Origin of the sequence: Bradyrhizobium sp. Arg237L, assembly GCF_029990105.1 — a bacterium.
Taxonomy (GTDB): domain Bacteria; phylum Pseudomonadota; class Alphaproteobacteria; order Rhizobiales; family Xanthobacteraceae; genus Bradyrhizobium.
Genome location: NZ_JAQMIL010000053.1, coordinates 1 through 24,907 on the forward strand (window position 1 = coordinate 1; position 24,907 = coordinate 24,907).

17 protein-coding genes and 6 pseudogenes are annotated in these 24,907 nt (G+C 60.6%); 12 read left to right on the forward strand and 11 right to left on the reverse strand.

Annotated elements, in window-relative coordinates; translation table 11 throughout:
* The 3 genes from OZ411_RS28095 to OZ411_RS28105 all read right to left on the reverse strand — a co-directional run.
* Window positions 1–698: acyl-CoA dehydrogenase family protein (locus OZ411_RS28095; RefSeq protein WP_282530561.1), on the reverse strand; the 698-nt coding region annotated here is incomplete at its 3' end.
* A 204-nt stretch (window positions 699–902) separates the two neighbouring features.
* Complete coding sequence (locus OZ411_RS28100; protein WP_282530562.1) at window positions 903–1,766, reverse strand: helix-turn-helix domain-containing protein; 864 nt, start codon at window positions 1,764–1,766, stop codon at window positions 903–905.
* 144 nt (window positions 1,767–1,910) lie between these two features.
* The gene (locus tag OZ411_RS28105) at window positions 1,911–2,072 is read right to left on the reverse strand and encodes a hypothetical protein (RefSeq protein WP_282530563.1); all 162 of its coding nucleotides are present in this window, start codon (window positions 2,070–2,072) and stop codon (window positions 1,911–1,913) included.
* Window positions 2,073–2,402: 330 nt separating this feature from the next.
* On the opposite strand from OZ411_RS28105, the gene OZ411_RS28110 reads away from it, so the two are divergent.
* The 3 genes and pseudogenes from OZ411_RS28110 to OZ411_RS28120 all read left to right on the forward strand — a co-directional run bounded on the left by OZ411_RS28110 (window position 2,403) and on the right by OZ411_RS28120 (window position 4,123).
* Window positions 2,403–3,236 (forward strand): enoyl-CoA hydratase/isomerase family protein, encoded by an 834-nt coding sequence (locus OZ411_RS28110; RefSeq protein ID WP_282530564.1) that lies wholly within the window; start codon window positions 2,403–2,405, stop codon window positions 3,234–3,236.
* A gap of 49 nt (window positions 3,237–3,285) precedes the next feature.
* Window positions 3,286–3,708 (forward strand): annotated as a pseudogene (locus OZ411_RS28115) (glutamine--tRNA ligase); the annotation flags it as partial.
* Between the two features lie 28 nt (window positions 3,709–3,736).
* Window positions 3,737–4,123 carry a nuclear transport factor 2 family protein gene (locus tag OZ411_RS28120; protein WP_282530565.1) on the forward strand — a complete coding sequence of 129 codons (387 nt, stop codon included), beginning with the start codon at window positions 3,737–3,739 and terminating at the stop codon, window positions 4,121–4,123.
* A 288-nt stretch (window positions 4,124–4,411) separates the two neighbouring features.
* Here the strand turns inward: OZ411_RS28120 and OZ411_RS43400 are convergent.
* From OZ411_RS43400 to OZ411_RS28130, 3 genes and pseudogenes are all read right to left on the reverse strand, one after another.
* Window positions 4,412–4,592: pseudogene (locus tag OZ411_RS43400) on the reverse strand (LysR family transcriptional regulator); the annotation flags it as partial.
* Window positions 4,593–4,986: 394 nt separating this feature from the next.
* Window positions 4,987–6,792, reverse strand: coding sequence for an amidohydrolase (locus OZ411_RS28125; protein WP_282530566.1), 1,806 nt, complete (start codon window positions 6,790–6,792; stop codon window positions 4,987–4,989).
* Window positions 6,793–7,378: 586 nt separating this feature from the next.
* Window positions 7,379–8,264, reverse strand: a pseudogene (locus OZ411_RS28130) (LysR family transcriptional regulator).
* 132 nt (window positions 8,265–8,396) lie between these two features.
* Between OZ411_RS28130 and OZ411_RS28135 the strand changes: the two are divergent.
* From OZ411_RS28135 to OZ411_RS28170, 8 genes and pseudogenes are all read left to right on the forward strand, one after another.
* Window positions 8,397–8,676: pseudogene (locus OZ411_RS28135) on the forward strand (hydrolase); the annotation flags it as partial.
* 157 nt (window positions 8,677–8,833) lie between these two features.
* Window positions 8,834–10,234, forward strand: coding sequence for an alginate export family protein (locus tag OZ411_RS28140; RefSeq protein ID WP_282530567.1), 1,401 nt, complete (start codon window positions 8,834–8,836; stop codon window positions 10,232–10,234).
* 69 nt (window positions 10,235–10,303) lie between these two features.
* Window positions 10,304–11,345 (forward strand): annotated as a pseudogene (locus OZ411_RS28145) (Atu2307/SP_0267 family LLM class monooxygenase).
* Between the two features lie 346 nt (window positions 11,346–11,691).
* Window positions 11,692–11,934, forward strand: a pseudogene (locus OZ411_RS43405) (pirin family protein); the annotation flags it as partial.
* 244 nt (window positions 11,935–12,178) lie between these two features.
* Complete coding sequence (locus tag OZ411_RS28155) at window positions 12,179–13,276, forward strand: alpha/beta hydrolase (RefSeq protein WP_282530569.1); 1,098 nt, start codon at window positions 12,179–12,181, stop codon at window positions 13,274–13,276.
* A gap of 365 nt (window positions 13,277–13,641) precedes the next feature.
* The gene (locus OZ411_RS28160) at window positions 13,642–14,949 is read left to right on the forward strand and encodes an MFS transporter (protein ID WP_282530597.1); all 1,308 of its coding nucleotides are present in this window, start codon (window positions 13,642–13,644) and stop codon (window positions 14,947–14,949) included.
* A complete protein-coding gene (locus OZ411_RS28165; protein WP_282530570.1) occupies window positions 14,930–16,093 on the forward strand; it encodes a mandelate racemase/muconate lactonizing enzyme family protein in 1,164 nt (387 codons plus the stop codon). Before OZ411_RS28160 ends, OZ411_RS28165 begins: the two co-directional genes overlap by 20 nt.
* Before the next feature lie 774 nt (window positions 16,094–16,867).
* Window positions 16,868–18,250, forward strand: a complete 1,383-nt coding sequence (locus OZ411_RS28170; RefSeq protein ID WP_282530571.1) for an integrase arm-type DNA-binding domain-containing protein — start codon at window positions 16,868–16,870, stop codon at window positions 18,248–18,250.
* A gap of 17 nt (window positions 18,251–18,267) precedes the next feature.
* Here OZ411_RS28170 and OZ411_RS28175 read toward each other — a convergent pair whose 3' ends face one another.
* The 5 genes from OZ411_RS28175 to OZ411_RS28195 are packed head-to-tail and all read right to left on the reverse strand — an operon-like array spanning window position 18,268 to window position 22,800.
* Complete coding sequence (locus OZ411_RS28175; protein ID WP_282530572.1) at window positions 18,268–19,629, reverse strand: LLM class flavin-dependent oxidoreductase; 1,362 nt, start codon at window positions 19,627–19,629, stop codon at window positions 18,268–18,270.
* A gap of 3 nt (window positions 19,630–19,632) precedes the next feature.
* Window positions 19,633–20,058, reverse strand: a complete 426-nt coding sequence (locus OZ411_RS28180; RefSeq protein WP_282530573.1) for an OsmC family protein — start codon at window positions 20,056–20,058, stop codon at window positions 19,633–19,635.
* Between the two features lie 30 nt (window positions 20,059–20,088).
* Window positions 20,089–21,171, reverse strand: coding sequence for an ABC transporter substrate-binding protein (locus OZ411_RS28185; RefSeq protein ID WP_282530574.1), 1,083 nt, complete (start codon window positions 21,169–21,171; stop codon window positions 20,089–20,091).
* 19 nt (window positions 21,172–21,190) lie between these two features.
* Window positions 21,191–21,919, reverse strand: a complete 729-nt coding sequence (locus OZ411_RS28190) for an ABC transporter ATP-binding protein (RefSeq protein ID WP_282530575.1) — start codon at window positions 21,917–21,919, stop codon at window positions 21,191–21,193.
* Entirely contained in the window at window positions 21,916–22,800 is an 885-nt protein-coding gene (locus OZ411_RS28195) for an ABC transporter permease subunit (protein ID WP_349017043.1), read from the reverse strand. Before OZ411_RS28195 ends, OZ411_RS28190 begins: the two co-directional genes overlap by 4 nt.
* 448 nt (window positions 22,801–23,248) lie before the next feature.
* Here OZ411_RS28195 and OZ411_RS28200 point away from each other — a divergent pair, with 448 nt between their 5' ends.
* On the forward strand, window positions 23,249–24,901 hold the full coding sequence (locus OZ411_RS28200; RefSeq protein ID WP_282530576.1) for an ABC transporter substrate-binding protein: 1,653 nt from the start codon (window positions 23,249–23,251) through the stop codon (window positions 24,899–24,901).
* The last annotated feature ends 6 nt before the right edge of the window (window positions 24,902–24,907 follow it).

Here is a 24,907-nt window from a genome sequence, read left to right on the forward strand (position 1 = left end):
ATGGTTCGCTCGAAGGCAACGCGTTCCGTCGAATAACGCACGGACAACTCCAGCATCGCCTCCAGCGCCCCACTGATCTGTTGGCTGCGCACGGCGCTGCCCATCAAGAAAAGGGAGGTCGGATCGAACCCGCTTGGCGCAGTCGCAATAGCGACCGGCTGCACGCCAGCAACAGAAACAGTATCCGCCGCGTCGCCTGCAAGGTTCTCGAAGCGATCAATGCGGCACAGCGAGGCATCCACCAAAGCGATCCTGACTCCTGCAGCGCTCTCGGCGAGAACGGCAAAATGAGCGGCATCGCGCGCGAACGGGATGCGCCTCGCCTGTCCGGTCAATCGTCCCTCGGCGTCCAGTCCGATCAGTTCACGCGGGCGGCAGGGCAACACCGTCATCATTCCCTCCGACGCGACGATTCCGCCCTGCGACAACAGCCACCCCGCAAGCATGGTCTCCGCCAGCGGCACCGCAAGAGCTGACCTTCCGGCTGCGCGCAGCACGGCAAAGCCGTCGATCAGGCTCGCGCCTGAACCGCCGTGCTGTTCTAATACCCACGCCAACGGCAGACCGGCCTCGGCAAGTGCGCGCCACAACGGCGCCTTCCACGCATCGCCCTGAGCGTGCGCAACTTCTTGCAGATCCGCCAGGTCGGCGAAGATCCGTTCGGCGGTGGAAACGACGATATTGTCTTCATCTGACATGGAGGCTCCTGACTTGGACGGAACGTAACTCGAGCGGGACAACGGCCTATTCGGCTTGGGCATTCCGATCGTCCGCTCGATTCTAGGCTTGCGATCTCCTCTGGCGACAGCTTGAGCATGCCGGCAAGATCGATCGAGAAATCCACCGAAAGCAGAATGGCGAATACTTTTGCACATCTGCGAAAATCGCCGAGTGCGACACAATCAATCGCTCAAGTGAAACTTGATCGCATCGCGCATCACGGCCGCAAATGCCTTCTCTTGTGAGACAAGCGCGTCGGTCAGGCCAGCAACGCAGATGGCGAGAGGCTCGCTGGACTCAGCTACTCGCGGGAGAGCCATGGCCACCACGCCGGCGCCTGGCGTCACCAGACTAAGCGACAATGCATAGCCCTGCTTTCGCACCTTGCCGAGCTCGACCAGCAACGCCTTGATATCGACCTGATTCTTGGGATGCATTTCATAGGAGTTGAGCAGCTTGACCAGACGGCGGACCTCCTTGTTGGAATACCTAGACAGCAGCGCATAGCCCAATCCGGACTTTGCCAGCGGGCGAAGGGTTCCGGAGCGCACATGCAAGCGCATGGGTACTTTGGATTGGATGACGTGGATGTATTGCGCGGCCAGACCGTTGCGCAGGCCGACCATGACGGTCTCCCCGGTCTTTGCCGACAAATCCTCCATCAGGTTGATCAAGCGCCCACGGCGGAACAGAACCGGGCTGAGCCAGTGGCCCAGCATCGAGATCCGCGCCGTCGGGATATAGGTTCGGCGGCTGGCGTCATAATGCAGATAGCCCAGCGCGGTCATCGTCCGCATCAGAGCGGACGTGCTCGACTGCGGAAAATGCAACGCGGCAGCTACGTCAATAACCGATGCGGCGGACTGATGCTCCTCGAAAAACTCAAGGACCTCGAACACGCGCTTCGCTGACTTGACCGTGCTGTCGATCTTCTGATCTGGCGGCACCAGACTCTGCGTAACCTTGGGAAGGTCGCGACGCAATTCAGGTGTCAAACCACGCGCGGGCGCCGGTGTGACAGGCTCATTCCTTTTCACGATCGCCATCTCCGTTGCTCGCCCTGCTGTCAAATCCGACTCTTGAGCCACCAGCTACCATGCTCGTCGGGCCGGCCGGCCCACTCGGGATCGCAACCCAGTTGAAAGCGCCGCCCGCGTCGGCCAGCCACAGCAATTTTCGGCCAAGCGCAATCATCGCCTTTTCGTCTCGCAGTGTGCTTCGGCGTATTCGGGTTCACGAACGAGGCATACGGCAATCGATGAACTTTCCTCCTCGCGCAGGATGCGTTCGGCGCTGGCCACCTTGAAGCCCGACGCTCGCCAGACCATAGAGCGGCCCTGCAGCAGCTTCATGTCGCCGGACGAGCAATCGATCCTATCGATGCCGATTTTCTCAAGCTCGATTGCGAATGTTAAGGAGTCCTGGATCCGCCAGCCAATATCGACAGACGATATCCGCACCGGCGCTGGGAGATGATACGGCCAAGACATTTCACACGATACCCTTTCGCAAATCAGGGCGTCAAATTAGAAAAGTGTTCTCAAGAAACTCATATGCAGTTTGAGGCGACATTTTGGGTGAATACCCATTGACGCCGTCAGAAATTCGCAGCATCGGTGCGTTCGCTGACGTGAGACGCTGAGCGTTAGCGGTGGTTATTCAAAGCAAACGGAGAGAGCCAGATGAACGACGAGACGTTGGCGGCCGGGCTCGAGAATCGATACGCCAAGTACGCGCGGCTTCAGTTCGACTGGCCGCAGCCGCGCGTCCTACGGGTTACCATGTCGAACGGCAAGATGAACTCCGCCGATGAGAAAATGCACGGCGAGCTCGGCATGGTCTGGCGGGATATCGACAGCGATCCCGGCGTCTCGGCCGTTATCCTGACCGGTGCGGGCAAAGCCTTCTCAGCGGGCGGCGATTTCGCGATGATGGAGCGTATCATCGACGATCATGACACGCGGATCCGTAACTGGAAGGAAGCCCGAGACATCGTCTACAATGTCATCAACTGCTCCAAGCCCATCGTGAGTGCAATCAGGGGGCCGGCGGTCGGTGCCGGCCTCGCTTGCGGGTTGCTGGCAGACGTCTCCATCGCCACCAAGACGGCGCGCATCATTGACGGGCACACGAAGCTAGGCTTGGCAGCGGGTGATCATGCGGCGATGGTGTGGCCGCTGTTGTGCGGAATGGCGAAGGCAAAATACTATCTGTTGCTGTGCGATGAGCTTTTGGGCGAAGAGGCGGAGCGGATCGGTGTCGTATCTATGTGCTGCGAGGACGACGAACTAGACGCAAAAGCGATCGAAGTCGCCGGCCGTCTTGCTGCAGGACCGCCGAGCGCCATTCGCTGGACGAAATACGCGCTCAACAATTGGCTCCGGCAGGCCGGGCCGACATTCGATGCTTCGTTGGCGCTTGAATTCATGGGATTTACAGGACCGGAAGTGAAGGAAGGCCTTGCGGCTCTCGTGGAAAAGAGACCGCCGGCATTTCAACTGGACTGTCCGCTCTAAGAAGACAAGGACTATCGCATTCTGTCGCTCCCCCTGGGCCGCTCGGCATGGACTCGAGTCCCATATCGAGAAGGCCGACTTCATGGAGAACCCGCCGAAGAAGTTCTTCCGGCCTTGTCCAGCCAACGAAGTGCGGCTGCGCCATGCCCATTTCATCAAATGCACCGGCGTCATCAAGAACGACGTCGGCGAGGCGGTCGAGCTGCGCTGTACCTACGATCCCGCGACCCGCGGCAGCAACGCGCCGGACGGATGCAAGGCCACCATGCATTGGCTGCCGGCGGCCCAGTCGCGCCTAGCCGAAATCCGCGTTTACAATTAGCTATTCGCTAAGCCGAGCCCCGACGCCGGCAATTTTGCCGCCGACAACAATCCGCCGTCGCTTGAAGTGCTGTCCTACGCGCGGATCGAGGCCAGCAACCGTACCGTCGGCCTATGGGACACCTTTGCCAAGGAAGACGCCAAGGGCTGAAGCCCGTTCACAACGATTGGATATTTCGATGCCACATGCTGCCGACGACATCGCAACCGACATCATCGCGAAATGGGCCGCGGCGTTCAGCAGACTGGACGCCGACGCGCTTTCCTCGCTTTATTCGAAGCACGCGCTGTTCTTCGGCTCGAACCCGAAACTGTATCGCGGGAGAGACGGTGTTGCGGCCTACTTCAAGGAATTGCCGCGGTGGCGGACATCTGCCGTTCAGTTCAGCGACGTCGTCTTCGAACAGGTCGGCCCTGATCTGGTCAATGTCGCCGGCGCCGCGTCGTTTGACGTTGATCAAGGTGCGATAAAACTGTCGCTCAAGATTACCTGGGTGATCGCCCGCGAGGACGGCGACTGGAAAATCGTCAGCCATCACGTCTCGTCGAAGGCGCCGTTGATTTAACAAGTGCAAGGCGATCATGGAGGGAGCGCTTAACAGAAATGCTGCGCTCGCACGCGAACTGATCGCGCGACATCCCAGTTGCCCTTGCGCCCGTGAAAGAAAGTGGACTGGAGGTTCTGCTTCAGGCTTTCGAGGCCGACGTGGTGGCGATTATCATTGACATCCGGCCCGGCTTGGGCCGAAGCGGGATATCGCCTTCGATCCGTCGCAGCAGGAAACCGTCTCCACAGGCGGAATCGACTCCGTGCTGAATCTGACGGACGCGCACTGGAGTTCGCAATAGTCCGGCGACGACTGCCCATTGATCCTGACTTTTCCGAACGGCGTGTCGCGGGACTGGTTTAAAGCATCTAAGGCGAAAGCGATCTCCCCGAATGCTGGATGAGCATCACTCCGGCTTCGGTGGGCGAAACGCTGCGCGTCGTTCGTTGAGTAGCCTGATGCTGCTCCTCGCCTCGAGATTGCTCACAGTCGCCTCCCAACTGTCCCGACGTATGTTCACCGCGTTCACGCTCTAGTCGCCGTGCGGCGGTGACCTCGACGTCGTGGTCGAGCACAACTGCCTGATCCGCTTCCAATCAGCTTGCCAGGTAGCTCGACATCGACGCTGCAAGCGAGATGGCCCGGACGAGAGGCGGAGGCGTGCGGCAAGGCAGCTAAGAAACATCGCAGCCTGTCCGGCAGGGTCGCCGCCACCGATGTCGATGGCCGTCGTGTCCCGGCAGAAGCTGGCTGGGTGCTCGATCACGGCATAGTAAATGTCGTTGCCCTCAATGGACGGCTGAATCCGGATTTGCGTGGCATCGGCAGATGCCAGTTGATCTCGGCCGAGATGCCACGCAGCCTGCTGAGTTCGGCAGGGGTCAATTGTCCCCGTAGTAGCTCCCGAAGTATTTAACGGGTGACCAATTCGGAAGAATCGCAGGGAGTTTTGGCGATAGAGCGCTATAGTCCTGTGCACCAAACACAACCTTGCCGTCCATGATAGTCAGAACAGAAGAGACGGATTTGATCTGATCCTCCGGTACGGAAAAGTAATCCCTGTCGAGAATAACGAAATCCGCGAGATTGCCCGGGGCGATTAAGCCCATTTCGGATTCTGTATTCATGAACCACGTTGGGCCACTGGTAAACAGTTTCAGCGCTTCAGCGCGGGAGAGACGGTTGTCCTTGGCAAGAACTTCGGATCCGGACACGGACTTTCCAGATACCATCCAGCTTATACCGACCCATGGGTTGAACGTGGCAGCTCGAAAGGCGTCGGTAGTCATGGCCAGTGGGACGCCGCTATCAACGAGCATGCGCAAACGCGGGGTCCTCAAAGCCTCCTCGCGACTATGGGTCTTTATGAAACCATCAGCGTGCAGCGCCATTTTGTGGTCCAGGGCGATGCCGCCACCCAGCTTTTTCACCCGATCGATGTTCTCCGGACTAATGGTCTCAGCGTGTTCGAGACTCCATCGCAAACCATCAAGCGGGATTGTTTCGTTCACCTTCTCCAGAGCGTCGAGAAAGGGGGAAATGTTCTCGTTGTAGGTGGTGTGCATGCGGAACGGGATGCGCCGCTCTACCAGCTTTCTTACGTCCTGCTCGACGAAGCGCCGCATCTTCTCCGGCTCGATGATGACCGCCGGACGATCGAAGTTCTCATGATCGTGCACTTCCCCGTTCAGAACCTCCCCGGCCCCTCGATACTCATGGCCATGTTCCAGTGTGGGATGCAAGTTTTGTCCTGGGCTTATCGGTGCTGTTTTCGTGATCGCCTCGAGTTCCAGATCCACCATGTTTACCGGCCCGCCGTCGCCGAGTTGCAAATCCACAAAGGGCATTCGCACATTGAGACGGTTCTCTCGTGCAAGCAGGGCTACCCTCGCTTGAGCTTTGGGGTATGGCCACCTGCCGCCGTTATCGATGATCGAGGTCACGCCGAACCGGTTCAGACCGCGGATGCTGTAGACCATCGAACTCACTTGCTCGTCGAACGTGGGCTGCGGCACCATGCTTTCCAAGGCGAGAAACAACCAAGTGTAGCCATGGACCACACCGGTGGGGTTGCCGCGGCTGTCCTTTTCGATTTCGATATCCGGCAACTTTGGGAATCGATCGGTGCCCACACCAAGCACCTCCATCGCCCGCTTGTTCAAATAGGCGCGGTTGTAGGCATATTGCACGATCAGAGGACGATCAGGCACGGCCTTTTGCAATTCGTCCATCGTGGGAAAGCGGTTCTCCTCGAATTGGAAGGGGGACCAGCCTCCAATCACTTTAACCCATTGGCCCTCCGGCGTGCGTTCGGCCTGCTCGCTCAGCATCGTCAACGCCCCACGCAGCGTCGGCACGCCATCCCATCGTACATTGTAGTTATAGGCCAAGTCGTTGAGCACGTGGATATGGGCATCTATGATGCCCGGGATGAGTCTTCTGCTGCGCGCATCGATTACCTTGGTCTCGGAATTCTTCAGGCCGAGAATATCTCCGTCGGACCCAACGGAATAGATGCGGCCTTTCTTGACGGCCAAAGCCGAAGCTTCGGGCTGCCCACGGTTGCCGGTGAAGATCTTCGCGTTAAAAACGATCAGGTCAGCGCCAGGATCATCTTGCGTCGATTGTGCCTGAACCGCGGATAACGGAAAAATCGTCACCAACGCGATTAATATTCTTCTGATCATTTTATCCCCATTCGGCTGTTTTTAAGGTCGATCGGCCTCGCTGGACGGTAGCCGTCATTGCAAGTTCCTCATCGCAGGAGGCAGGATGGCGAGCATCGACATCTACCGTTTGCCGACTCTCAAGTCACCGCGATCAGCCAACTCGTCTACGTGCTCGGTGCGCGCTCAGTCCCGCTTCCATGCGCTGAAAAGCGCCGTCCAAGTCCTCGCATGCCGTTGTCAAAAGTTGGCTTGTTGGAAGACACACGCCCTTATGACGATGCCTAAATCGCCAGTACCATTGCCGTTCATTCGACGGTAGGTAGTCGCAGCGATACACTGTGTCGCGGAATCGGGAACAAACCGGTGACTTGCACTGGACGATAGCACATAGTCAGATACGCCGACCGAGCGCCGGCTTCTGGAACGTCAGGCGATCGTGTGACAGCAAAATTGTGGGGTGGTCAGCAGCCCAAACCGAGCGCCACTTTTTGATCGTCGGCCTGCGGCCCCTCAGATGCGATCCCGACAAGAGATTCCAGCCAGCCCGGTCCATCGACCGTCTTGGTTCATCGTTCGTCGGTCTCTATGTGCCGCATGAGGAAATCTAGCAGTATTCCGGCGCAGGCGTTTCACTTTCTCCGAAACATTCGATCAGCAGATCAGTAAGCACGCGGACCTTGCGCGTCGGCTGCTGCCCCGGCGGGCGGACGACATATAGGCCTGCCGGCGGCAGTGGATAACGCGTCATGATCGAAACGAGGGCGCCGGAGGCCACGTGCTGATCCGTGAGACCATCAGGAAGCCAGGCGATGCCGACTCCGGCCAATGCCGCCGCTATAAGCGCGATGCCGTTGTCTGCCTTGAAGCGCCCCTGAGGACGGACCGAGACTATCTTTCCGCCGTCCAAGAACTGCCAAGCTTCCGTCCCTTGCATGAGAGCTTCATGGCCTGCGAGGTCTTCTGGTTTCTCGGGTAAACCATGCCTCTCGATGTAGTCCGGGCTTGCCACCAGCTTTCCATGAATGGGCCCGACGTTGCGCGCGACCAGGCTTGAATTCTGAAGGTAGCCTAATCGAACGGCGCAGTCGAACCCCTCCGCCACGAGATCGACGAAGCGATCACTATAGGAAGCGTGAATGTGGAGCTGCGGGTGCCGCCGCGTCATATCAGCAAGTGCCGGGGCCAGATGAGTTGGGCCGAAACTAAGCGGCATCGCCACTCTTAGGCGGCCGCGCAACTCGCCATCGTTCAGGATCAAGTCGCGTGCGGCGTCGATCTCGGCGCAGGCTTTTTCCGCGTGATCTCTAAATGTGATCCCGGCCTCCGTCAAAGCTGCTCCGCGCGTGCTTCGCGCGAGGAGTTGGACGCCGAGGTCCGCCTCGAGCCTATCGACTGACGGCGGACCTCGAGATTCCGAGGCGGCGCGCGGCGGGCGAAACGCCGCCGGCGTCAGCGATCTGCACGAAAATGCGTAACTCTTCGATTTCCATTTCGGTGTCTCAGTATTGGCGACGCAGCGTCTCAGATCGGTGGCCTACCGCAACGCAGTTGAGGATGACAAGGTTTGCCGTGCCGGTGCCAGCGCATTCAACCACCAACGATCGGCAGCAGAGGACGAATTCATGAAGTTTCGTAACGGCCTAGACTCGCTTCTTCGTCCAGAAGCTCGGAGCTCGTCCTAATCGATCACCAGCCCCGTCAGCTGACGAACGTAAACAGCCGCGATCCGCATGCCGTCGTCAATGCCACGACGGCTCTGGCTAGGACCGCAAGGCCTTCAACGTTCCGACCATTCTGACGAGCGAGCTCGCGGCGCGTGGTGGTGTCATCTTTCCGCAAGTCACCGACGTGTTTCCCGGCCAGGAAGTGATCGACCGTACCTTCATCAACACTTGGGAAGATGGAAGGTAAGGCGTCCTTCTCGCGGTCTCGCCTTTCGCCCTAGCGGGAGGGTAGCGGCCCGAACTAAGCGGCGACGTTTCGAACGTCGTCGCTCCGCTGCCGGAAACGAGAGCAGACCTATCTTACCTACGGACCGCCATCGCCGATGAAATGCATAATGGTCAATCTTTGCCTCGCTTGTGCGACGGCGATCGTTGCTACGACCTCTCTCGCGCAGGCGCAGGTCAGGAATGACGTCGAGCGGGCGCCCACGCTGACGAACGAACGGTACTCGGAAGATTGGTCCTATCTCGCCGATCCATCCAAGCGTACCGGCTATTGGACGGAGCCGTTCAAATATATTCGATTGGACGAGAATGGAGCGGCCTATCTCTCGACAGGCATGGAAGTGCGGTCACGCTACGAGGGGTATACCAACGTCGGTTGGGGATCGGCGCCGAACGACGGCTATGTCTGGAATAGGTTTATGCCTTATGCCGATCTCCATGCGGGACAAATGAGGTTCTTCGCGCAACCGATCGTCTCCGGAATCACCGGGACCGATCGCGCCCTGACGCCCCCAGACACTACGGGCGCCGACATGCTGCAGGCATTCGGCGAGATCGAGATGAAGCTCGGGGACGGCACCACGCTGAGTACCTCCGCAGGTCGCAAAATGATTTCGCTCGGGGCGGGCCGTTTCATAGACACGCGCTACGGTCCCAACATCCCGCGGGCCTTCGACGGTGTCGACGCGATCGTGACGGCGCCGGATCGGCAGGTCACCCTGATATATGCTCGCCCCGTCGATAATTATCCCGGAGATTTCGATGATCGTACGTCGAGCCAGAAGGCGTTCTGGGGTGCGTATGCCACGCAGTGGCTGAAGGAGAACAGGTCGATCGGCTTCGACATCTACTATCTCGGTTTGTTGGAACGCGAAGCTGTCTTCGACCAGGGCCGCGGCAGAGAACTGGTGCATACTTTCGGCACGCGGGTGTTCGGAGACACCGGCGCCTGGTTCTGGAATTTCGAAGGCGCCGTGCAGGGAGGAACTTTCGGAAATGGTCGCGTGGCGGCATGGGGAGTTGGCGGTGAATTCGGTTACCGTTTCCTTGAGACGCCCCTTCAACCCGAAGTCCGGCTCACGACCGACGTCATCTCGGGAGACAAAAACCCGGACGACCACGAACTCGGGACGTTCAACCCGCTTTTTCCGCGAGGAAAATACTTCGGCGCGCTTTCTCCAATCGGGCCGCGCAACCTCATCCAAATACGACCAACGATTACGGTCTATCCGAAAAAGGAGATCGCAGTCTCGCTTACCGGCGGAGCCTATTGGCGGCAAAGCACGGCCGACGGGATCTACGGGATTGCGGGAAACCTCGTGCGAAGCGGCAAAGGCAGCGACGCGCGCTTCATCGGAAATCTCCTAGAATTCTCGGTTGGTTGGCAAGCTACGGCTGAACTCAACCTGTCGGCATCGTTGAGTGCCTTTGAGCCTGGACGCTTCATAGCCGACACCGGGCCTGCGCGCACCATAACCATGGTGGCTGTCATGTCGAACTTCCGGTTCTAGCGAAGATCTCAAACCGTTCTGCTCGGCGCTCGCCGACCGGTGCGATCCACCAATCGACGGGGAGCATTTATGGAAATCGGTATCGATAGTTTTGTTGCCATTCTCCCCGATCCGGCAATCGGCAAGCCGCCCTCGGCAACGGATCGGATGGCCGATCTCCTCGATGAGGTCGAGGTCGCTGACCGGGCCGGGCTTGATGTCTTCGGAATTGGTGAGCACCACCGCGCGGAATTCTTGGATTCCGCACCGGCTATCATCCTGGCGGCGGCGGCTGCCCGCACCAGCCGGATCCGGTTGAGGAGCGCGGTAACCGTACTGAGCGCCGCCGACCCGGTTCGGCTCTTCCAGGAATTTGCGACGCTCGACCTGATCTCCAAAGGGCCGCGCCGAACTCGTCGTGGGCTGCGGTTCCTTCGGCGAGGCCTATCCACTGTTCGGTCTCGATACGCGGGACTACGACGAACTCTTCGCGGAGAAGCTCGATCTGTTTCTGAAGCTTGGAGACAGGACTCATCTCGTTTGGAAGGGTCGCTTTCGTACTGCGTTGGAGGGCCAAGGCGTCTATCCGCGCCCGCATCAGTCTCGACTTCCCCTTTGGATCGGCGTCGGCGGCACGCCGGATTCCTTCGCTCGCGCCGGCACGCTCGGCCTACCTCTGATGGTCGCGATCATCGGCGGAACCTTTGAGCGCTTTCGGCCGCTCGTCGATCTCTACCGCGAGACCGGTTTGCGCGCCGGACACGGACCCGACACACTTAAGGTCGGTGTTCATGCGATGGGATTCATAGGCGAGACCGATGCGGCAGCGAAGGACGCCTTCTTCCCCGGTTGGGCGCATCTGATGTCCAGAATCGGCCGCGAACGCGGCTTTTCGCCGCCGACGCGTCATCAGTTCGAAGTCATGGCCAGCCCGGAAGGGGCATTCCTTGTCGGCGATCCCGCGACGATCGCTGCTAAGATGCGGCGCGCCAGCGATGCCCTTGGCGGACTCTCGAGGATCACATTCCAAATGAGTACGGCCTCGCTCGAAACGGCTGCAATGAAGCGCTCGATCGAACTTCTCGGCACCGCCGTCGCGCCGATAGTTCGATCGCACCGCGCAAATCCGTGAAACATGTGCCGGCTGAAGGAAATCGCTGATGCCGCCTCGCGGTCCGGCCTGGTGGCGTTCCGCTTCTTGCGACACAGCGTGGCACGCCGAGGGACTACCGCATCGATAACGGGGCTGACAGTGTCAGTCGAAGCGATACAGCGGTCGATTCTTTCCTCAGCAAACTTTTCGCTCGGACTGTTCCGTCACGCCGGATGAATGGCTTGAGAGGCCTACCGGTTCGGACGATCATTATTCAACAGCGAAAGGATCGCGCTGAACATGGCGACGCTGAAGACTCGATGCGTCGGCCCGCAAGGCCATCGATCTGGTGTCGAACGGCACGCTGAAGACAAATCGGACTTGTCCCAACATCGGCCTGTCTACGGTGACCTATCTGTTCACTGGCGAAATTGTGCACCGCGACAGCCTCGGGTACGAGCAGGCGATTCGACCTCAGGAGGTTAATTGGATGGTCGCGGCGCGAGGCATCACGCACAGTGAGCGGATGGAGCGCGCGCGTGAGCAGGGCGACCGTTTGCACGGCATACAAGCCTGGGTCGCGCTGCCGAAGGAGCAGGAGGAAGTGGCTCCGTCGTTCCACCATTATTCCGGAGGGCAGTTGCCAAAATGGAGCGAGGCAGGGGTTGTCGGTCAATTGATCGTCGGCAACGCCGTTGCGTTTGGTCGATTTCGGTTCGGCCTTGATCTGCGACGGTAACGTGATGGGACTTTGATGGTTGCGGCTTAATCCATGACGCACTGACGAACCGCCAGCATCACAACGATATGGGGGAACGGAATCGATGACGCACCGACGGCAGTCGGCTCGCTACAACACGGCAGCGCGGATCATGATCTTCGCCATCGCGCTTGGTGGCTGCGCGCGCCGGCCAGGGCCGTCGGTGCTCGAGCCGGTTCCGAGCGTTGGCGCTGCGAAAGTTGTGAATGTCTACGTCGCGAGCACGCGTGCTGCGCAACCTGGAGCGCCGGTACCTCTCGCCGAAGGTGGCGCGGCAGCGCCGGCATACTTCCGCTATCTGATCTCCATCCCGCCCATTCACAGGCTTACCGAGATCGAATGGCCGATTGACGCTCCTGACCCAGCCAGGCATTTCTCAGTCGTTTCGGCCGAGCGTCTCGATGAAGAGAGGTTCCTAGCCGAAATCGGGGAGGCTGCTGCACGCGGCGATTCACTTGGCCGAGACGTCGGTATCTTCGTTCACGGCTACAACAACAGTTTCCAAGAATCGTTGTTCCGGACAGCTCAGCTCGTTGCCGACGCCGATTCCGGTCGCTCGGCCGTTCTATTCTCCTGGCCGTCGAAGGCAGAACTCACCGGCTACATCGCCGACAAGGATGCGGTGACCCTCTCGCGTGACGCGCTCGCCCACCTTGTCACGCGGGTCGCGGCCGACCGTAGAGTGAGGGGTGTCAAGCTCGTCGCGCATAGCATGGGGTCTTGGCTGACGATGGAAGTCGTTCGACAAATTCGCATCGCGTCGGACGGTCGAACTCTCGAAAAGCTCAACGATGTAACGCTCGCGGCGCCTGACATTGACACCGCGGTGTTCCTTCAGCAACTGCGCATCATTGGTCGCCTGCGCTCGCCCATCACCGTGCTTGTTTCCAAAGAAGACCAAGCTCTGTCGTTTTCCAGGTTTCTCGCGGGAGGCCAACTCCGCGCTGGGGCGGCGGACATTGACGATCCCCGCGTCATCTCTGGGGCCAGAACCGCGAATGTCCGTGTTGTCGACATATCCGGCCTCGCCACGTCGGCGGGATCCGGCCATGACGGCTTCACGGCGTACTCGGCGATCTACGGCCGGCTCCAAACAAGCCGTGACGGGCTAATCGCCTCGGAGGTAGGTGCAGGGGTGTACGCTCTCGATGTGGCCGACAGGCTAAGGCCTTTGGACGCCCGCCTCGAACAAAGAGCTGCGGTCCCGTAGCGCCTCGAGCATGCACAGTTGTCAGTGTGTGTCAGCGAAGCAGAAGCAGCGGTCGCGGATTTGCATAGTCTTCTGACGTCGTCCCACAGCTTATCAACACACCCCGTGTCGGTCCTGGTTTGATCTTCGGGCAGATTTCACGGACCGAATATAAGGGAGATTTCCATGCGTGCGGTCGCGGTGAGCGATGTTCTCGGGAAAAAGACGTTTAACGATTGAGACGTTCGAGGCTCCCAAGCCGGAGAAGCATGAAGTGACCGTGGGGGTGAGGGCCATCGACGCGCGATCCTGAAGTACGGAAGGCGGTTCGCAATACGACGCTCAGCGCGATCATCGGCACCGCCGTCGAATGGTACGACCACTATCTGTATGCCACGGCGGCCGGCATCATTTTCAACAAGCTCTTCTTTCCGTCCTTCGACAGCCTGACGGGAACACTGCTCGCGTACACGACATTCGCGATCGGCTTTTTCGTGCGTCCGTTGGGCAGCGTCATTTTTGGCCTCCTCGGCGACCGGCTCGGCCGCAAGGCCGTGCTGATCACGACCCTGTTGCTAATGGGCTGCTCGACGACGGCCATGGGGCTTCTGCCTACCTATGCCAGCATCGGTGTGCTCGCTCCGATCCTGCTCTGTGTTCTGCGCGCCCTGCAAGGCCTTGGCTCCGGCGCCGAATACGCGGGCTCGGTTCTGATGGTCATCGAGTACGCACCAGCGAACCGGCGTGGCCTCTATGGCGCGGCCCCCTACATGGGCGTTGCGCTTGGCCTGCTTCTGTCGTTGGCGACGTTCCACTATTCCTCGGATTTGACGAAGGAGCAGTTCGAGGAGTGGGGCTGGCGCATCCCGTTCCTGCTCAGCGCCGTGGTGGTGATGGTCGGCCTGATCTTCCGCGCAACGCTGAAAGAGACGCCGGTCTTCGAGGAGTTGAAAGAGAAGAACGCACGCTCCAAAGCGCCGATCAAAGAGGTGTTTCGCACGTCGCTGTGGCCGCTGCTGTGCGCCCGGGGGACCCGCATGGGCGACAACTCGCTCGCCTATGTCTACGAATCGTTCGTCATCGTCTACGTCACCCAGCAGTTGAAACTGCCGCGCGACATGATCGTGACGGCGCTGATGTTCTCGACCGCGGCGCAGTTCGTGACCGTTCCGGGCTTCGGCTGGCTGACGGACAAGATCGGTCGCAAGCCGGTCTACATTGCCGGCGCGGTGCTCTCGGGCCTGTCCGCGTTCCCGTTCTTCTGGCTTCTGCAGACCAAGAACACCATCATGATCTACGCTGGTCTGTTCTTTGTCTCGTCGATCGCCAAGACGATGATGACGTCGGCACAGAGCCCGTGGTTCGCCGAGATGTTCCCGGCACATGTGCGCTACACGGGGTTTGCGCTTGCCCGCGAGGTGACCGCGCCGATCGCCGGCGGGCCTGCGCCCATCATCGCCGTGGCCCTGCTTTCGGCGGGCGTCGGCTCGACGCATCTCGTGGGCTGGTACGTCGTCGGGCTCGCCCTCATCACCGCCGTCGCTGTCTTGCTTGGACCTGAGACGCGCGGCGTATCGATGGGTGGCGAGAGCCGGGAGCCTTCACGTCCCGCAGAACCATTGACTGAGCCGCGCCAGCACGCAGTGGCGAGATACGGAATCGAGGAGAGTAGAGATGAGAATCACCAAGGTTGAACCACTTCACGTCGGCCAGTTCATGTTCGCGCGTGTCGAAACGGATGAGGGCATTGTCGGCTTCGGCGAGGGTGGCGCGTGGGGCCAGCTCGAGGCCACATTTGCCGGCGTCAAGCGCTTTGCAGACGACCTCGAAGGCAAGGATCCGTTCGCGATCGAGCACCACTGGAACGTGATGCACCGCTTCGGCTACTTCCAGGGCATCGCGCTCAATTCCGCGATCTCCGCCATCGACATCGCGCTCTGGGACATCAAGGGCAAGGCGCTCAATGTGCCGATCTACGAGCTGCTCGGCGGCGCTGCACGCAGGAAGGCGCGCATCTACGGCCACATCTACGAGAAAACGATCGAGAAGATGGTCGACGAGTGCCATCGTAAAATGGAGGCGGGCTTCACCGCATTCGGCCATCTCAATCCATTCCTCGATGAGGGCAATGACCAAGTCTACTTCAAGACGCACATCAGGAAGATGCGCGATGCCATCGACAATACCCGCCGGATGCGCGAGGCGGTCGGCGATCGCGTCGACCTGCTGATCGAGATCCATCGCCGCCTGACTCCGGCCGAGGCGATCGTGTTCGGCCGCGGCATCGAAGAGTATCATCTGATGTTCATTGAGGACCCGATCCGCCCGGAGAGCCCCGACGCCATGGCGCGCGTCGCCGACAAGATCGGCATTCCGATTGCGACAGGTGAGCGCTTCACCACAATCTACGAATTTCAGGCGATCCTGTCGCGCAACAGCGCTGAATACGCTCGGGTCGACCCGTGCGTATGCGGTGGTATCACAGGCGCGCGCAAGGTAGCGGCGATGGCCGAGGCCCACAACGTGCAGGTGGTCCCGCATAACCCGCTATCGCCGATCGGGCTCGCGGCCTGCCTGCAGCTCGATGCCGCAATCCCGAATTTCGCGATCCAGGAATATGCGACGGGGTTCGAGGCCGGGACCTTTGAATCTCTGCCGATCCATCTCGGAAGCAACATCGTCGACAAGGTGCCGCTGCCGAAGGACGGCTTCGTCGATATTCCGGACGGCCCCGGCCTCGGCATGAATCTCCTTCCGGACGCGCAGAAGATCCGGCCGCCGCTGTCGAAGCCGATTTCGATGCGCCCGCACTTCGACGGCTTCGTCGTCGATCAATGACGCTGCAAAGCCGCGAGGCGTCCGCGGGGCAACCCACGCGACGCCCTCGCGGGCGGTGCTTTGGGTTGGTCCAATCCTGCAAGCGTGGTGAGGCAAGGCGGAGACTAGACTAACCTGCGGGAAGGTTCGCGAAGTCTGCGGGGCGAAAGGCGAAAGCATGCGTCGGCAGAATAAAACGCCCGCGAAGCTCGGCGTTCGCTGCCATCGAGGGACGATATCGTAGGTCGGCGTACGAAATCGTACGATGGTAGCGGGGGGGGGGGGGGCGAATCGACCCCCCGGCCTGATTCTGCAGTAAGCGCTCCCTGCGGCGACCGGCAGAACAGATTGTCCGTTTTGCTCGCCCTAATATCCTATTCTACGACGAGCACGTAATCGACCTGTACCATCGGATATGCGCGCTGTATCGAATGGGGTGAAGATACAGAAATAAAGGAAAAGCCGCACAGCAATCCGGCCATGCGACTTCCGACCGCAAAAAGCGTCGCACGAGACCCATTTTGTTCTCGACCGACATCTGCCGAAGCTATTGGAAACCAAAGACTTTCTTTGGTGGGCGCACCAGGGCTCGAACCTGGGACCCGCTGATTAAGAGTTCAAGATCACCCGTTCGCTACAGTTTCTAAACGCTCGCCGCGCTACGAGGAGTCTTCGAGACCCCTTTTTTTGCAGGCGTTTGTCGCTTAATTTCGCGCTCCGTCGAACTCAAACCTTCCAACTGCTCAATCCGCCAACACCGTTTGAAAACCGTTTTGACGGCCGTGGACTCTCGTCATGACCGATATTCGAATTTCTCTCACCGACAAGACAATCGCTCAATTGCCCGCTCCGAAGGAAGGCTGGTACCTAGCGCGTGATACAGAATTGAAAGGCTTCTTTGTAGTCATTGGAAAACGAAGGAGGACCTTCACCGTCCAAGGTGACCTCAGGCGAGCCGGCAAGCGGGCTGCATCCATCAGGGTTTCCATCGGCGACGCTAGTGAGATGTCGGCCCGAGCTGCGCGCGCCACTGCCAAGGGATACTTGGCCCAGATTAGCCGGGGACAGCATCCCAAGGACAAGAAACAAGCCGAACGGATCACTCCCGCTCCGCCTACGGAAAGTGGCGGGACGGTCGCAAGCATTACACTTAGGCAGGCTTGGGAGCGGTACCTCGAGGCACATCTGGTCCGGAAGAACCGCAGCGAAAAGACCATCGAGGGCTATCGCGATCACGTCGAACGGATTTTTGCGGAATCGCTCGATGCCCCCCTCCATGAGCTCGCAACCGATCCCGCTCGGGTGGCCAAGAAGCACGATAAAGCTACAAAAGAGAATGGGCCGTACATGGCCAATGGTAGCATGCGCACCCTGCGGGCCATCTACAATCATGCTCGGAAGACGAACAGGTCATTGCCGTCAGATAATCCAGCCAATGCTGTCGACTGGAATGTGGAGGAGCGCCGCAGCACCGGAATGGGATCGACCGACCTGAAGGGCTGGTTTGCGGAGCTCGCCGCCCTCGACAACCTCGTACGCAGAGAGTTCCACCTGTTCACCCTCCTTTGCGGTTCTCGGCCTACCGCTCTCCAGGAAGCCAAGCCGGAACACATCGATCTTCGGCGCCGCACACTGCACATCCCCAAACCGAAGGGCGGCAAGAAGAAAGCCTTCGATATTCCGTTGTCGCGTCAGATGATCCTTTGCCTTGTCCGCGCAATCCGCTTCGGCAGACAGATGTATCCTCTGCAGGCAAAAGAGTGGGTATTTCCGGCCGATAGCGCGTCGGGGCATTTGGCGGAGACAAAGGAGGACCGGGAAATTCTATCGAAGTGGGGCAACGACCTGCGTCAGACCTTCCGCACGATTGCAACGGCAGCCGGCGTCTCGGACATCGACGCCAAGCTCCTGATGAACCATGCCATTCCCGGAGTAAACGCAGGCTACATTACGCGGCACAAGCTTCTCGAAGATCATCTGCGTAGCCAGCAGGCGATCAGCAGCGCCGTATTTGATGCGTTGGGCGCGCCGATAAGCCAAGAGGGTGCGCTGCAGGATTGGCTTGGAAGAGGTGGTATCCGACGAGCAAGCCAACGCGCCGCCTCCGATAGGAAACAAAGCGTAGTCCGCCCGGTTGCTCAAATTGGACAAGGATCATTCTGGAACTCGACGGGATGAACGTTTGGCGCTTCTATCTATGGCGTCGAGGATGCAAAAGCAGTCCCGCAGTCCGCCGGGCGAGGCAGGCCGAGCGAGTCACGCAAGGTTGAGCCGTCGTACTCGGTCCGGAACAGGCCGCGACGTTGCAGCTCTGGGACGAGGCCGTGGACCAGATCCTCCAAGCCGCCTGGAAGATAAGGAACCTGCAACATGAACCCGTCGCAGGCGCCAGCCTCGAACCACTCCTGCATGCGATCGGCCACCGTGCCAGGCGTGCCGGCGAAGCCGCTGGTGGTTCGCCCCGCGCCATAGCGCTGGCCCAGCTCGGCAAGACTCAAGCCCGAGCGCCGCGTCAGCTCGGAGACCTCGCGGTAGTGCCCCTCGACACCTGGAACGTCGAGATTTTCGGGCAGCACCTGATCCTGCGGGAAGCGCGAAAGGTCGACGCCAAGATGATAGGACAGTGTCGAGAGACCGGACTCCGGATGCGACAATTCATGGAGCTGGTCATGTAGCGCCTTCGCCTGCTTCTCCGTATCGCCGATGACAGGGACGATGCCGGGCAGCACTTTGATTGTATCTGGATCGCGGCCGAACCGCACGGCGCGGGCACGCAGGTCATTACGGAACTCAACCGCGACGTCGATCAGGCCTGGCGTCACGAAAATGATCTCGGCCCATCGCGCAGCGAAATCGCGGCCACGGTCCGAAGCGCCGGCTTGAATGAAGACCGGACGCCCTTGCGGTGGCCGGCTGACATTGAGCGGGCCGCGCACGTTGAACCACTTACCGGAATGGTCGATCCGGTGCACGCGCGCGGGGTCAGCGAATAGCGGCGTCTGGCGATCCCGGACGAGTGCGCCATCCTCCCACGAATCCCACAGCTTGGTGACGACCTCGAGAAATTCGTCGGCGCGCTCGTAGCGCTCTTCGCGCGAGAGCTGCTCGATCAACCCGAAATTGCGCGCCTCCGCCTCCTGGAACGAGGTGACGATGTTCCAGGCTGCGCGGCCACCGCTGAGATGATCGAGTGTGGCGAGCGCCCGCGCCAGCACGTAGGGTTGGGCATAGGTCGTCGAAATGGTCGCGCCAAGACCGAGACGTTTGGTCGCTCCCGCGATGATCGAGAGCACCACCAGGGGGTCGAGCCGCAGCGCGCCCAGCGCGCCGTAGCGAAGCTGGCTGTCGAGGCTGCCGCCCAGCGTGTCCGGGATCGCGAGAATGTCTGCAATGAACAGAAGATCGAAACGTCCCTCGTCCAGCAACCGCCCGATATTCTGGTAGTAGGCGGCGGACAGCAGGTCGCCATCTGCTTCGGGATGCCGCCATCCGGCATGGCTGCCTGAGACGGGACCTGCGGAGACGAAGGCGGCAAGGTGCAGTTTCTTGTCGGGCATGGATCAGCTCACAGTCCAGGAGATCTCGACGGGACCGCCACGCTTCAGCGTGTTGTAGATCGGGCAATTGGCGGTGAAGCCAGCGACCAGCGTTTCAGCCTCGCTGGGGGTCACGCCGGGCAGGCGCACCGCGATACGGATCCATTCGTACTGCGTCGGATCGGTCGCATGACGCCGGAACGAGACTTCGGTTCCGGCCTCGCGCAGCACGATCCCCTGCTCTTTCGCCGTCTTTTGAATGAGCCCGAGCGAGCAGCTACCGAGCGACGACAGCAGCAATTCGCCGGCGTTGATCGCCTCGCCAGGACCACCGACGGCAACACGCTGGTCCGACACGAAGTGGTTCTTACCTGCGCTGAGCAAATAGCGCCCGAATTGGCCGATGGTGGCAGAGGTGATCGACACCGTCTCGCCGTTTTGAGCGTTCATGATGCTTCTCTCTGTTTTTGGCGTGGCCGCTCAGGCGCCAAGTTCCAGCGCGACGGCCTTCTTCGCGGCGTCGAACTGCGCACCAAGCAGGAACGATCGGACGTCGACCTTGTTCGGGAGCACGCCGAGCGCATGGAAATTGTCGGCGAGATCCTGCGTCGATGCAGCGGCGGCCTCATCGATCGGCTTCAGCGCAACCGCCGTTGATTCGGACAGCCTGGCATCGCGGACAAGCTTCTCGTAGACGGCCTGCTCGGTACCGTTCGGCGGAAAGCCGCCTTGCGAGGCCCACAGCGCAACAGACTCGGCCGGATGCGCGAAGATGTAGGCCTGGGTCTCCCGGATGATCTTCACGAACTTGGCGAAGAGCTGCGGATATTTCACCGCGACGTCACTGCGCGCGACGTAGAAGGCGTAGTCGTAGGTCTTCACGTCAGGCAGCAGGCGAGCCTTGCCGCCGAGCTTTGTCAGCGCCAGCGCCGTCGCCGGCTGCCAGTGAATCCAGCCGTCGATGCTTCCTTGCGCGAAGGCCGTGAACGCATCCGCCCCGCTCAGGCTGACGGCCTGAACATCGGACAATCTGAGGCCTGCGGTCTCCAGATATTTGATCAGGCTGTAGGTGCCGGTCGTGCCGTTCTGGTGGGCGATCTTCTTGCCTTTCAGATCGGCTGCCGTCTTGATCGACGAGTTGGCCTGCACCAGGAAATCGACCTCATCGACCGGCAACGGATAGGCCGCAAGCGGCACGATCGGAACGCGCGCCGGAACAGCGTTCACGACCGCAGTCGCAGTCGCAAACGTGAAGTCGACCGAACCTGCCTTGATCGCCTCCATTACCGGCAGCGACGCCGTGAAGCCGGGTTGCCAGACGATCTTGGTGCCGAGCTCGTGCTCGAGATTGCGGCCACCCACACTCGCCCGTAGCGATGCCCAGACGCCGGTACGACCGTCTCCGATCACCGCGACGCTGAGTTGCGGCGGCACGGCATCGGCAGCATTCGCGCGCGAAGCCCGGCCTGCCCCGGTCGCCGCCGCCGCAAATCCCGCGCCGATCGACAGTACCGAGCGCCGCCAAATGCCTGCGCCAGCGCGCGTCGAAACACCAAAATTCATAGCCTCATCCTTTCGTCTGTTATGCAACAGCAGCCAAGTCGCGCTCGGCCGTCAGCAGACCATCGAGCAGCTCTTCTTTCAGAGCCGACAGCACCGGGTCCCCGCGGTGCCGCGGACGCGGCTGCTCGAAGATCAGATCGCGCGCGATGCCGCCGTCCTTGACGAGGAGCACTCGATCAGACAGCAGCAACGCCTCTTCGACGTCGTGCGTCACCAGCACGACGGTGCGGGGCCGCGCCTGGAGCAACTGCCCCAGCAGCAACTGCATCGCAGCCCGGGTGATGGCGTCGAGCGCCCCGAACGGCTCGTCGAGCAGCAACAGATCCGGCTCGTGAATCAGCGCCCTCGCCAGCGCCACGCGCTGGCGTTGGCCGCCCGACAGCCCGACCGGAAATTCACTTTCACGCCCCTGCAACCCGACGGCCTCGAGGATGCGCCCGGCGTCATCCTTCCTGCCCTTGATGCCCAGCAGCACGTTACTGAGGACGGTTCGCCACGGCAAAAGGCGATCCTCCTGAAACATCAGGCGCACGTCCGCCTTGTGGCGCGTCGTCCGTAGCTCGATGCGGCCACGCGAGGGCGCGTCCAGCCCCGCCACAAGGCGCAGGAGCGTGGACTTACCGGCGCCGCTCGGCCCGATGATCGAGACGAACTGGCCGGCCGCGATATCGAGATCAACGTGATCAAGGACCGCGCGGCCGGCGAATGATTTGCTGACCGAACGCAGGCTGACGCTGGCTCCGCTCATGCCTTCACCCTGTCAGCATAGTTTGGATGCCAGCGCAGCAGCCGCCTTTCGATCAGCCGAGTGACGAAATCCGACAGCCAGCCTGCGATGGCGTAAAGAATGATGGCCAGTACGATGATGTCGATGCGCAGGAGCTCACGCGCATTCTGCACGAGGTAGCCGACACCGTCCCGCGACGCGATCGTTTCGCCGACAACCAGCGTAAGCCAGGCCACGCCAAGTGCGTAGCGCATGCCGACCAGGATCGGCTGAAGCGCGGCCGGCAGAATGATGGACCAGACCAGCTCGGGGCGCCCAAGGCCGTAGGATTTGCCAAGCTCGATCAGCTTGGGATCAACATTGCGGATGCCGCCGACCGTATTGATGTAGACCGGGAAGAGCGACCCCATCGCGACGAGAATGAGCCGCGGCTCCTCTCCAATGCCGAACCAGAGGATCATCAGCGGCACCAGCGCCAGGTGCGGAATGGTCCGGATCATCTGCAGCGACCGATCGAAGAGATCGTGCACCGGCTCGAACAGCCCCACGGCCAGCCCGAGCAAAAGCCCGACGGAGGCCCCGACGCTGAAGCCGATCGCAACCCGGCGAAGGCTAACAAGGATGTCGTACTGCAATTCGCCGCGCTCCGCGAGCTGTCGTGCGGCCTCCCAGATGTCGGATGGGGCCGGAACGATCGCCGTGGATACGCTTCCCGTTGCCGACAGGAATTGCCAGACGAGCAGCAGGCCGATCGGGAGCAGCCAGGGTAAAGCGACCGAGCGCCAGATCGGGCCGCGCGCGCGCAATCTCGACGGCTGCGACGGACGCGCAACATCGGCGACTACCGTTACGACAGATTCGCCGGCGCGGTGGAAAGGCTCCGTGCGACCAGGCGCAGGCACCGCAGTCGCATCGGCAGGCCTCGAAAGTAGCGACGCATCCGTCATGAAATCGAACTTGCTCCGTCTCAGTTGAGACGGCGTCACCTTCGCAAACTCCGGCGTGCAATTCGATGGTCGTAAAATTCATATTTCAGGCGTCGGCATCAATGGCGTTCTACCTTGCTCGGGATTTTGCAGAATGTCCTTTCAATGTCGTGATGCTCCACGCGATTGACGAGCTTGAACGTATCGTCTCCAAGCAAACGCAAATCACGCGCGCTTGCGCCTGACGACAAAATAACTGTCTCGCCAATTGCCGCAGTGCCGAGGCATTTGTTGCTCGCCTCCAGCGAAATTTGGAATGGCCAGGTCTGTTCGTTTCGCTTCTTTTAGTGGGAACGCTGATCGCACGAAGCTTAGCCGCCGAACCCGCGACGCAATCGACGACACCAATCATCAGGGGCCATCCATGACCGCTCGCTTCTTTCCGCTCTCGCTTCCGCGACGTCGCCTGCTCGTCGTCACCTCGATAGTGGCAGCCGCGGCATTGACAGCCATGGCGGGGCTTTCGCCGGCTCAGAGCGCCGACGCGCGACAGAATGGCGGCAACATCACCTTCCTGATCGACTCGCTTGGCAGCACCTGGATCCCGAACAACAGCTCAATCTCCAGCTTCCAGGGCCACATCTGGGGTCACGTCACCGACAAGCTCGTCTACGTCGATGCTGACGGCAAGGTCAGTCCGTGGATTGCCGAGCGCTGGGAGCAGAACGACGATGCGACGCAGTTCACCCTCCATCTCAAGAAGGGCGTGACTTTTTCCGACGGCAGCCCGCTCGACGCTGCGGCCGTCGTCGCCAATCTCGACATCTGGTATGCCGGCCGCAAGGGCGACGGCATCAACCCGGTCGGCCTGTTTCCGAAGACCTACGACCACGCCGTGGCAATCGATCCGGCCACGGTGAAGGTGGTGTTCAAGGCACCGACGCTCGGCTTCATTCCGACGCTGGGCTACCACGGCTCGATCCTCATCTCGCCGAAGACCATCGCGCAACCCGCGGCGCAGCAGGCCGATCTCAGCAGGACATCTGGCAGCGGACCCTTCGTGGTCGAGTCCTGGAAGGAGGGAGACTTCGTCAAGCTGGTGAAGCGCAAGGACTACAATTGGGGCCCCGCGGCGGTCGGCCATACGGGCCCGGCATTCCTCGACTCCATCACCTACAAGCTCGAGACCGAACCGTCGCTGCGGGTCGCGGCTGTCCAGTCCGGACAGGCCGATGTTGCCTACAGCCCCTCGCCGCAGGAACTGAAGTCTCTCAAGGAAGCTGGCTTCATCACCGCGACGCCGCGCTATCTCGGCTTCGTCAACGGCCTCGCGATCAACACCAAGCTGGAGCCCTACAACGACGTGAAAGTGCGCCAGGCGCTCCAGGCCGCCATCAATCGGAAGGAGATCATCGATACCGTCTACACGCCCGACTGGAAACTCGCGACGTCATTCATCCAGAGCAATGTGCCCGGCGCGACTGACCACAGCGATCTCCTGGCCTACAATCCCGGCAAGGCCGAAAAGCTTCTGGACGAAGCCGGCTGGACCAAGGACCCCAAGGGAATCCGCACCAAGGATGGCAAGCAGCTCTCGCTGACGCTCTACTCCAACCCTTACCTCGCGACCGCGAAGGCGATCGACGAGTTGATTGCCCAACAGCTCGGCAAGATCGGCTGGAAAGTGTTTATCCGGGCGTATGACGTTGTCACGTTCGGCGAGAAGGTCAGGTTCGGCGGTCCGGCCGTGCCGGCCTATGAGGTGACGCGCAGCTTCATCGACGCCGGCACGGTCGCCAGCATCCTCACTGACGCGAACAACGGCGAGAACTGGTTCAATCTCGGTGACAGCGACAAGAAGATCAACGATCTCCGCGACAAGATCGCCAGCGCCGGGTCGAGAGAGATCCGCGATCCGCTGCTCGACCAGCTGCAGGCCTATGTTCTCGAGCAAGGCTATTTCATCCCGCACACGCAGATCGTCCAGCGCATCTACGTTCAGTCGCCGAAGCTGAAGGGCGAGGTCTACAACGGCGTCGCCTACGCCAGCTATTACACGGCGACGATCAGTGAGTAAGGCGCC

What these genes read in the sequence shown, in the direction of transcription:
- OZ411_RS28100 (WP_282530562.1), bottom strand. Translation starts at nt 1,766, where the DNA reads ATGGCGATCGTGAAAAGGAATGAGCCTGTCACACCGGCGCCCGCGCGT.
- OZ411_RS28105 (WP_282530563.1), bottom strand. Translation starts at nt 2,072, where the DNA reads ATGAAGCTGCTGCAGGGCCGCTCTATGGTCTGGCGAGCGTCGGGCTTC.
- OZ411_RS28110 (WP_282530564.1), top strand. Translation starts at nt 2,403, where the DNA reads ATGAACGACGAGACGTTGGCGGCCGGGCTCGAGAATCGATACGCCAAG.
- OZ411_RS28120 (WP_282530565.1), top strand. Translation starts at nt 3,737, where the DNA reads ATGCCACATGCTGCCGACGACATCGCAACCGACATCATCGCGAAATGG.
- OZ411_RS28125 (WP_282530566.1), bottom strand. Translation starts at nt 6,792, where the DNA reads ATGATCAGAAGAATATTAATCGCGTTGGTGACGATTTTTCCGTTATCC.
- OZ411_RS28140 (WP_282530567.1), top strand. Translation starts at nt 8,834, where the DNA reads ATGGTCAATCTTTGCCTCGCTTGTGCGACGGCGATCGTTGCTACGACC.
- OZ411_RS28155 (WP_282530569.1), top strand. Translation starts at nt 12,179, where the DNA reads ATGATCTTCGCCATCGCGCTTGGTGGCTGCGCGCGCCGGCCAGGGCCG.
- OZ411_RS28165 (WP_282530570.1), top strand. Translation starts at nt 14,930, where the DNA reads ATGAGAATCACCAAGGTTGAACCACTTCACGTCGGCCAGTTCATGTTC.
- OZ411_RS28170 (WP_282530571.1), top strand. Translation starts at nt 16,868, where the DNA reads ATGACCGATATTCGAATTTCTCTCACCGACAAGACAATCGCTCAATTG.
- OZ411_RS28175 (WP_282530572.1), bottom strand. Translation starts at nt 19,629, where the DNA reads ATGCCCGACAAGAAACTGCACCTTGCCGCCTTCGTCTCCGCAGGTCCC.
- OZ411_RS28180 (WP_282530573.1), bottom strand. Translation starts at nt 20,058, where the DNA reads ATGAACGCTCAAAACGGCGAGACGGTGTCGATCACCTCTGCCACCATC.
- OZ411_RS28185 (WP_282530574.1), bottom strand. Translation starts at nt 21,171, where the DNA reads ATGAATTTTGGTGTTTCGACGCGCGCTGGCGCAGGCATTTGGCGGCGC.
- OZ411_RS28190 (WP_282530575.1), bottom strand. Translation starts at nt 21,919, where the DNA reads ATGAGCGGAGCCAGCGTCAGCCTGCGTTCGGTCAGCAAATCATTCGCC.
- OZ411_RS28200 (WP_282530576.1), top strand. Translation starts at nt 23,249, where the DNA reads ATGACCGCTCGCTTCTTTCCGCTCTCGCTTCCGCGACGTCGCCTGCTC.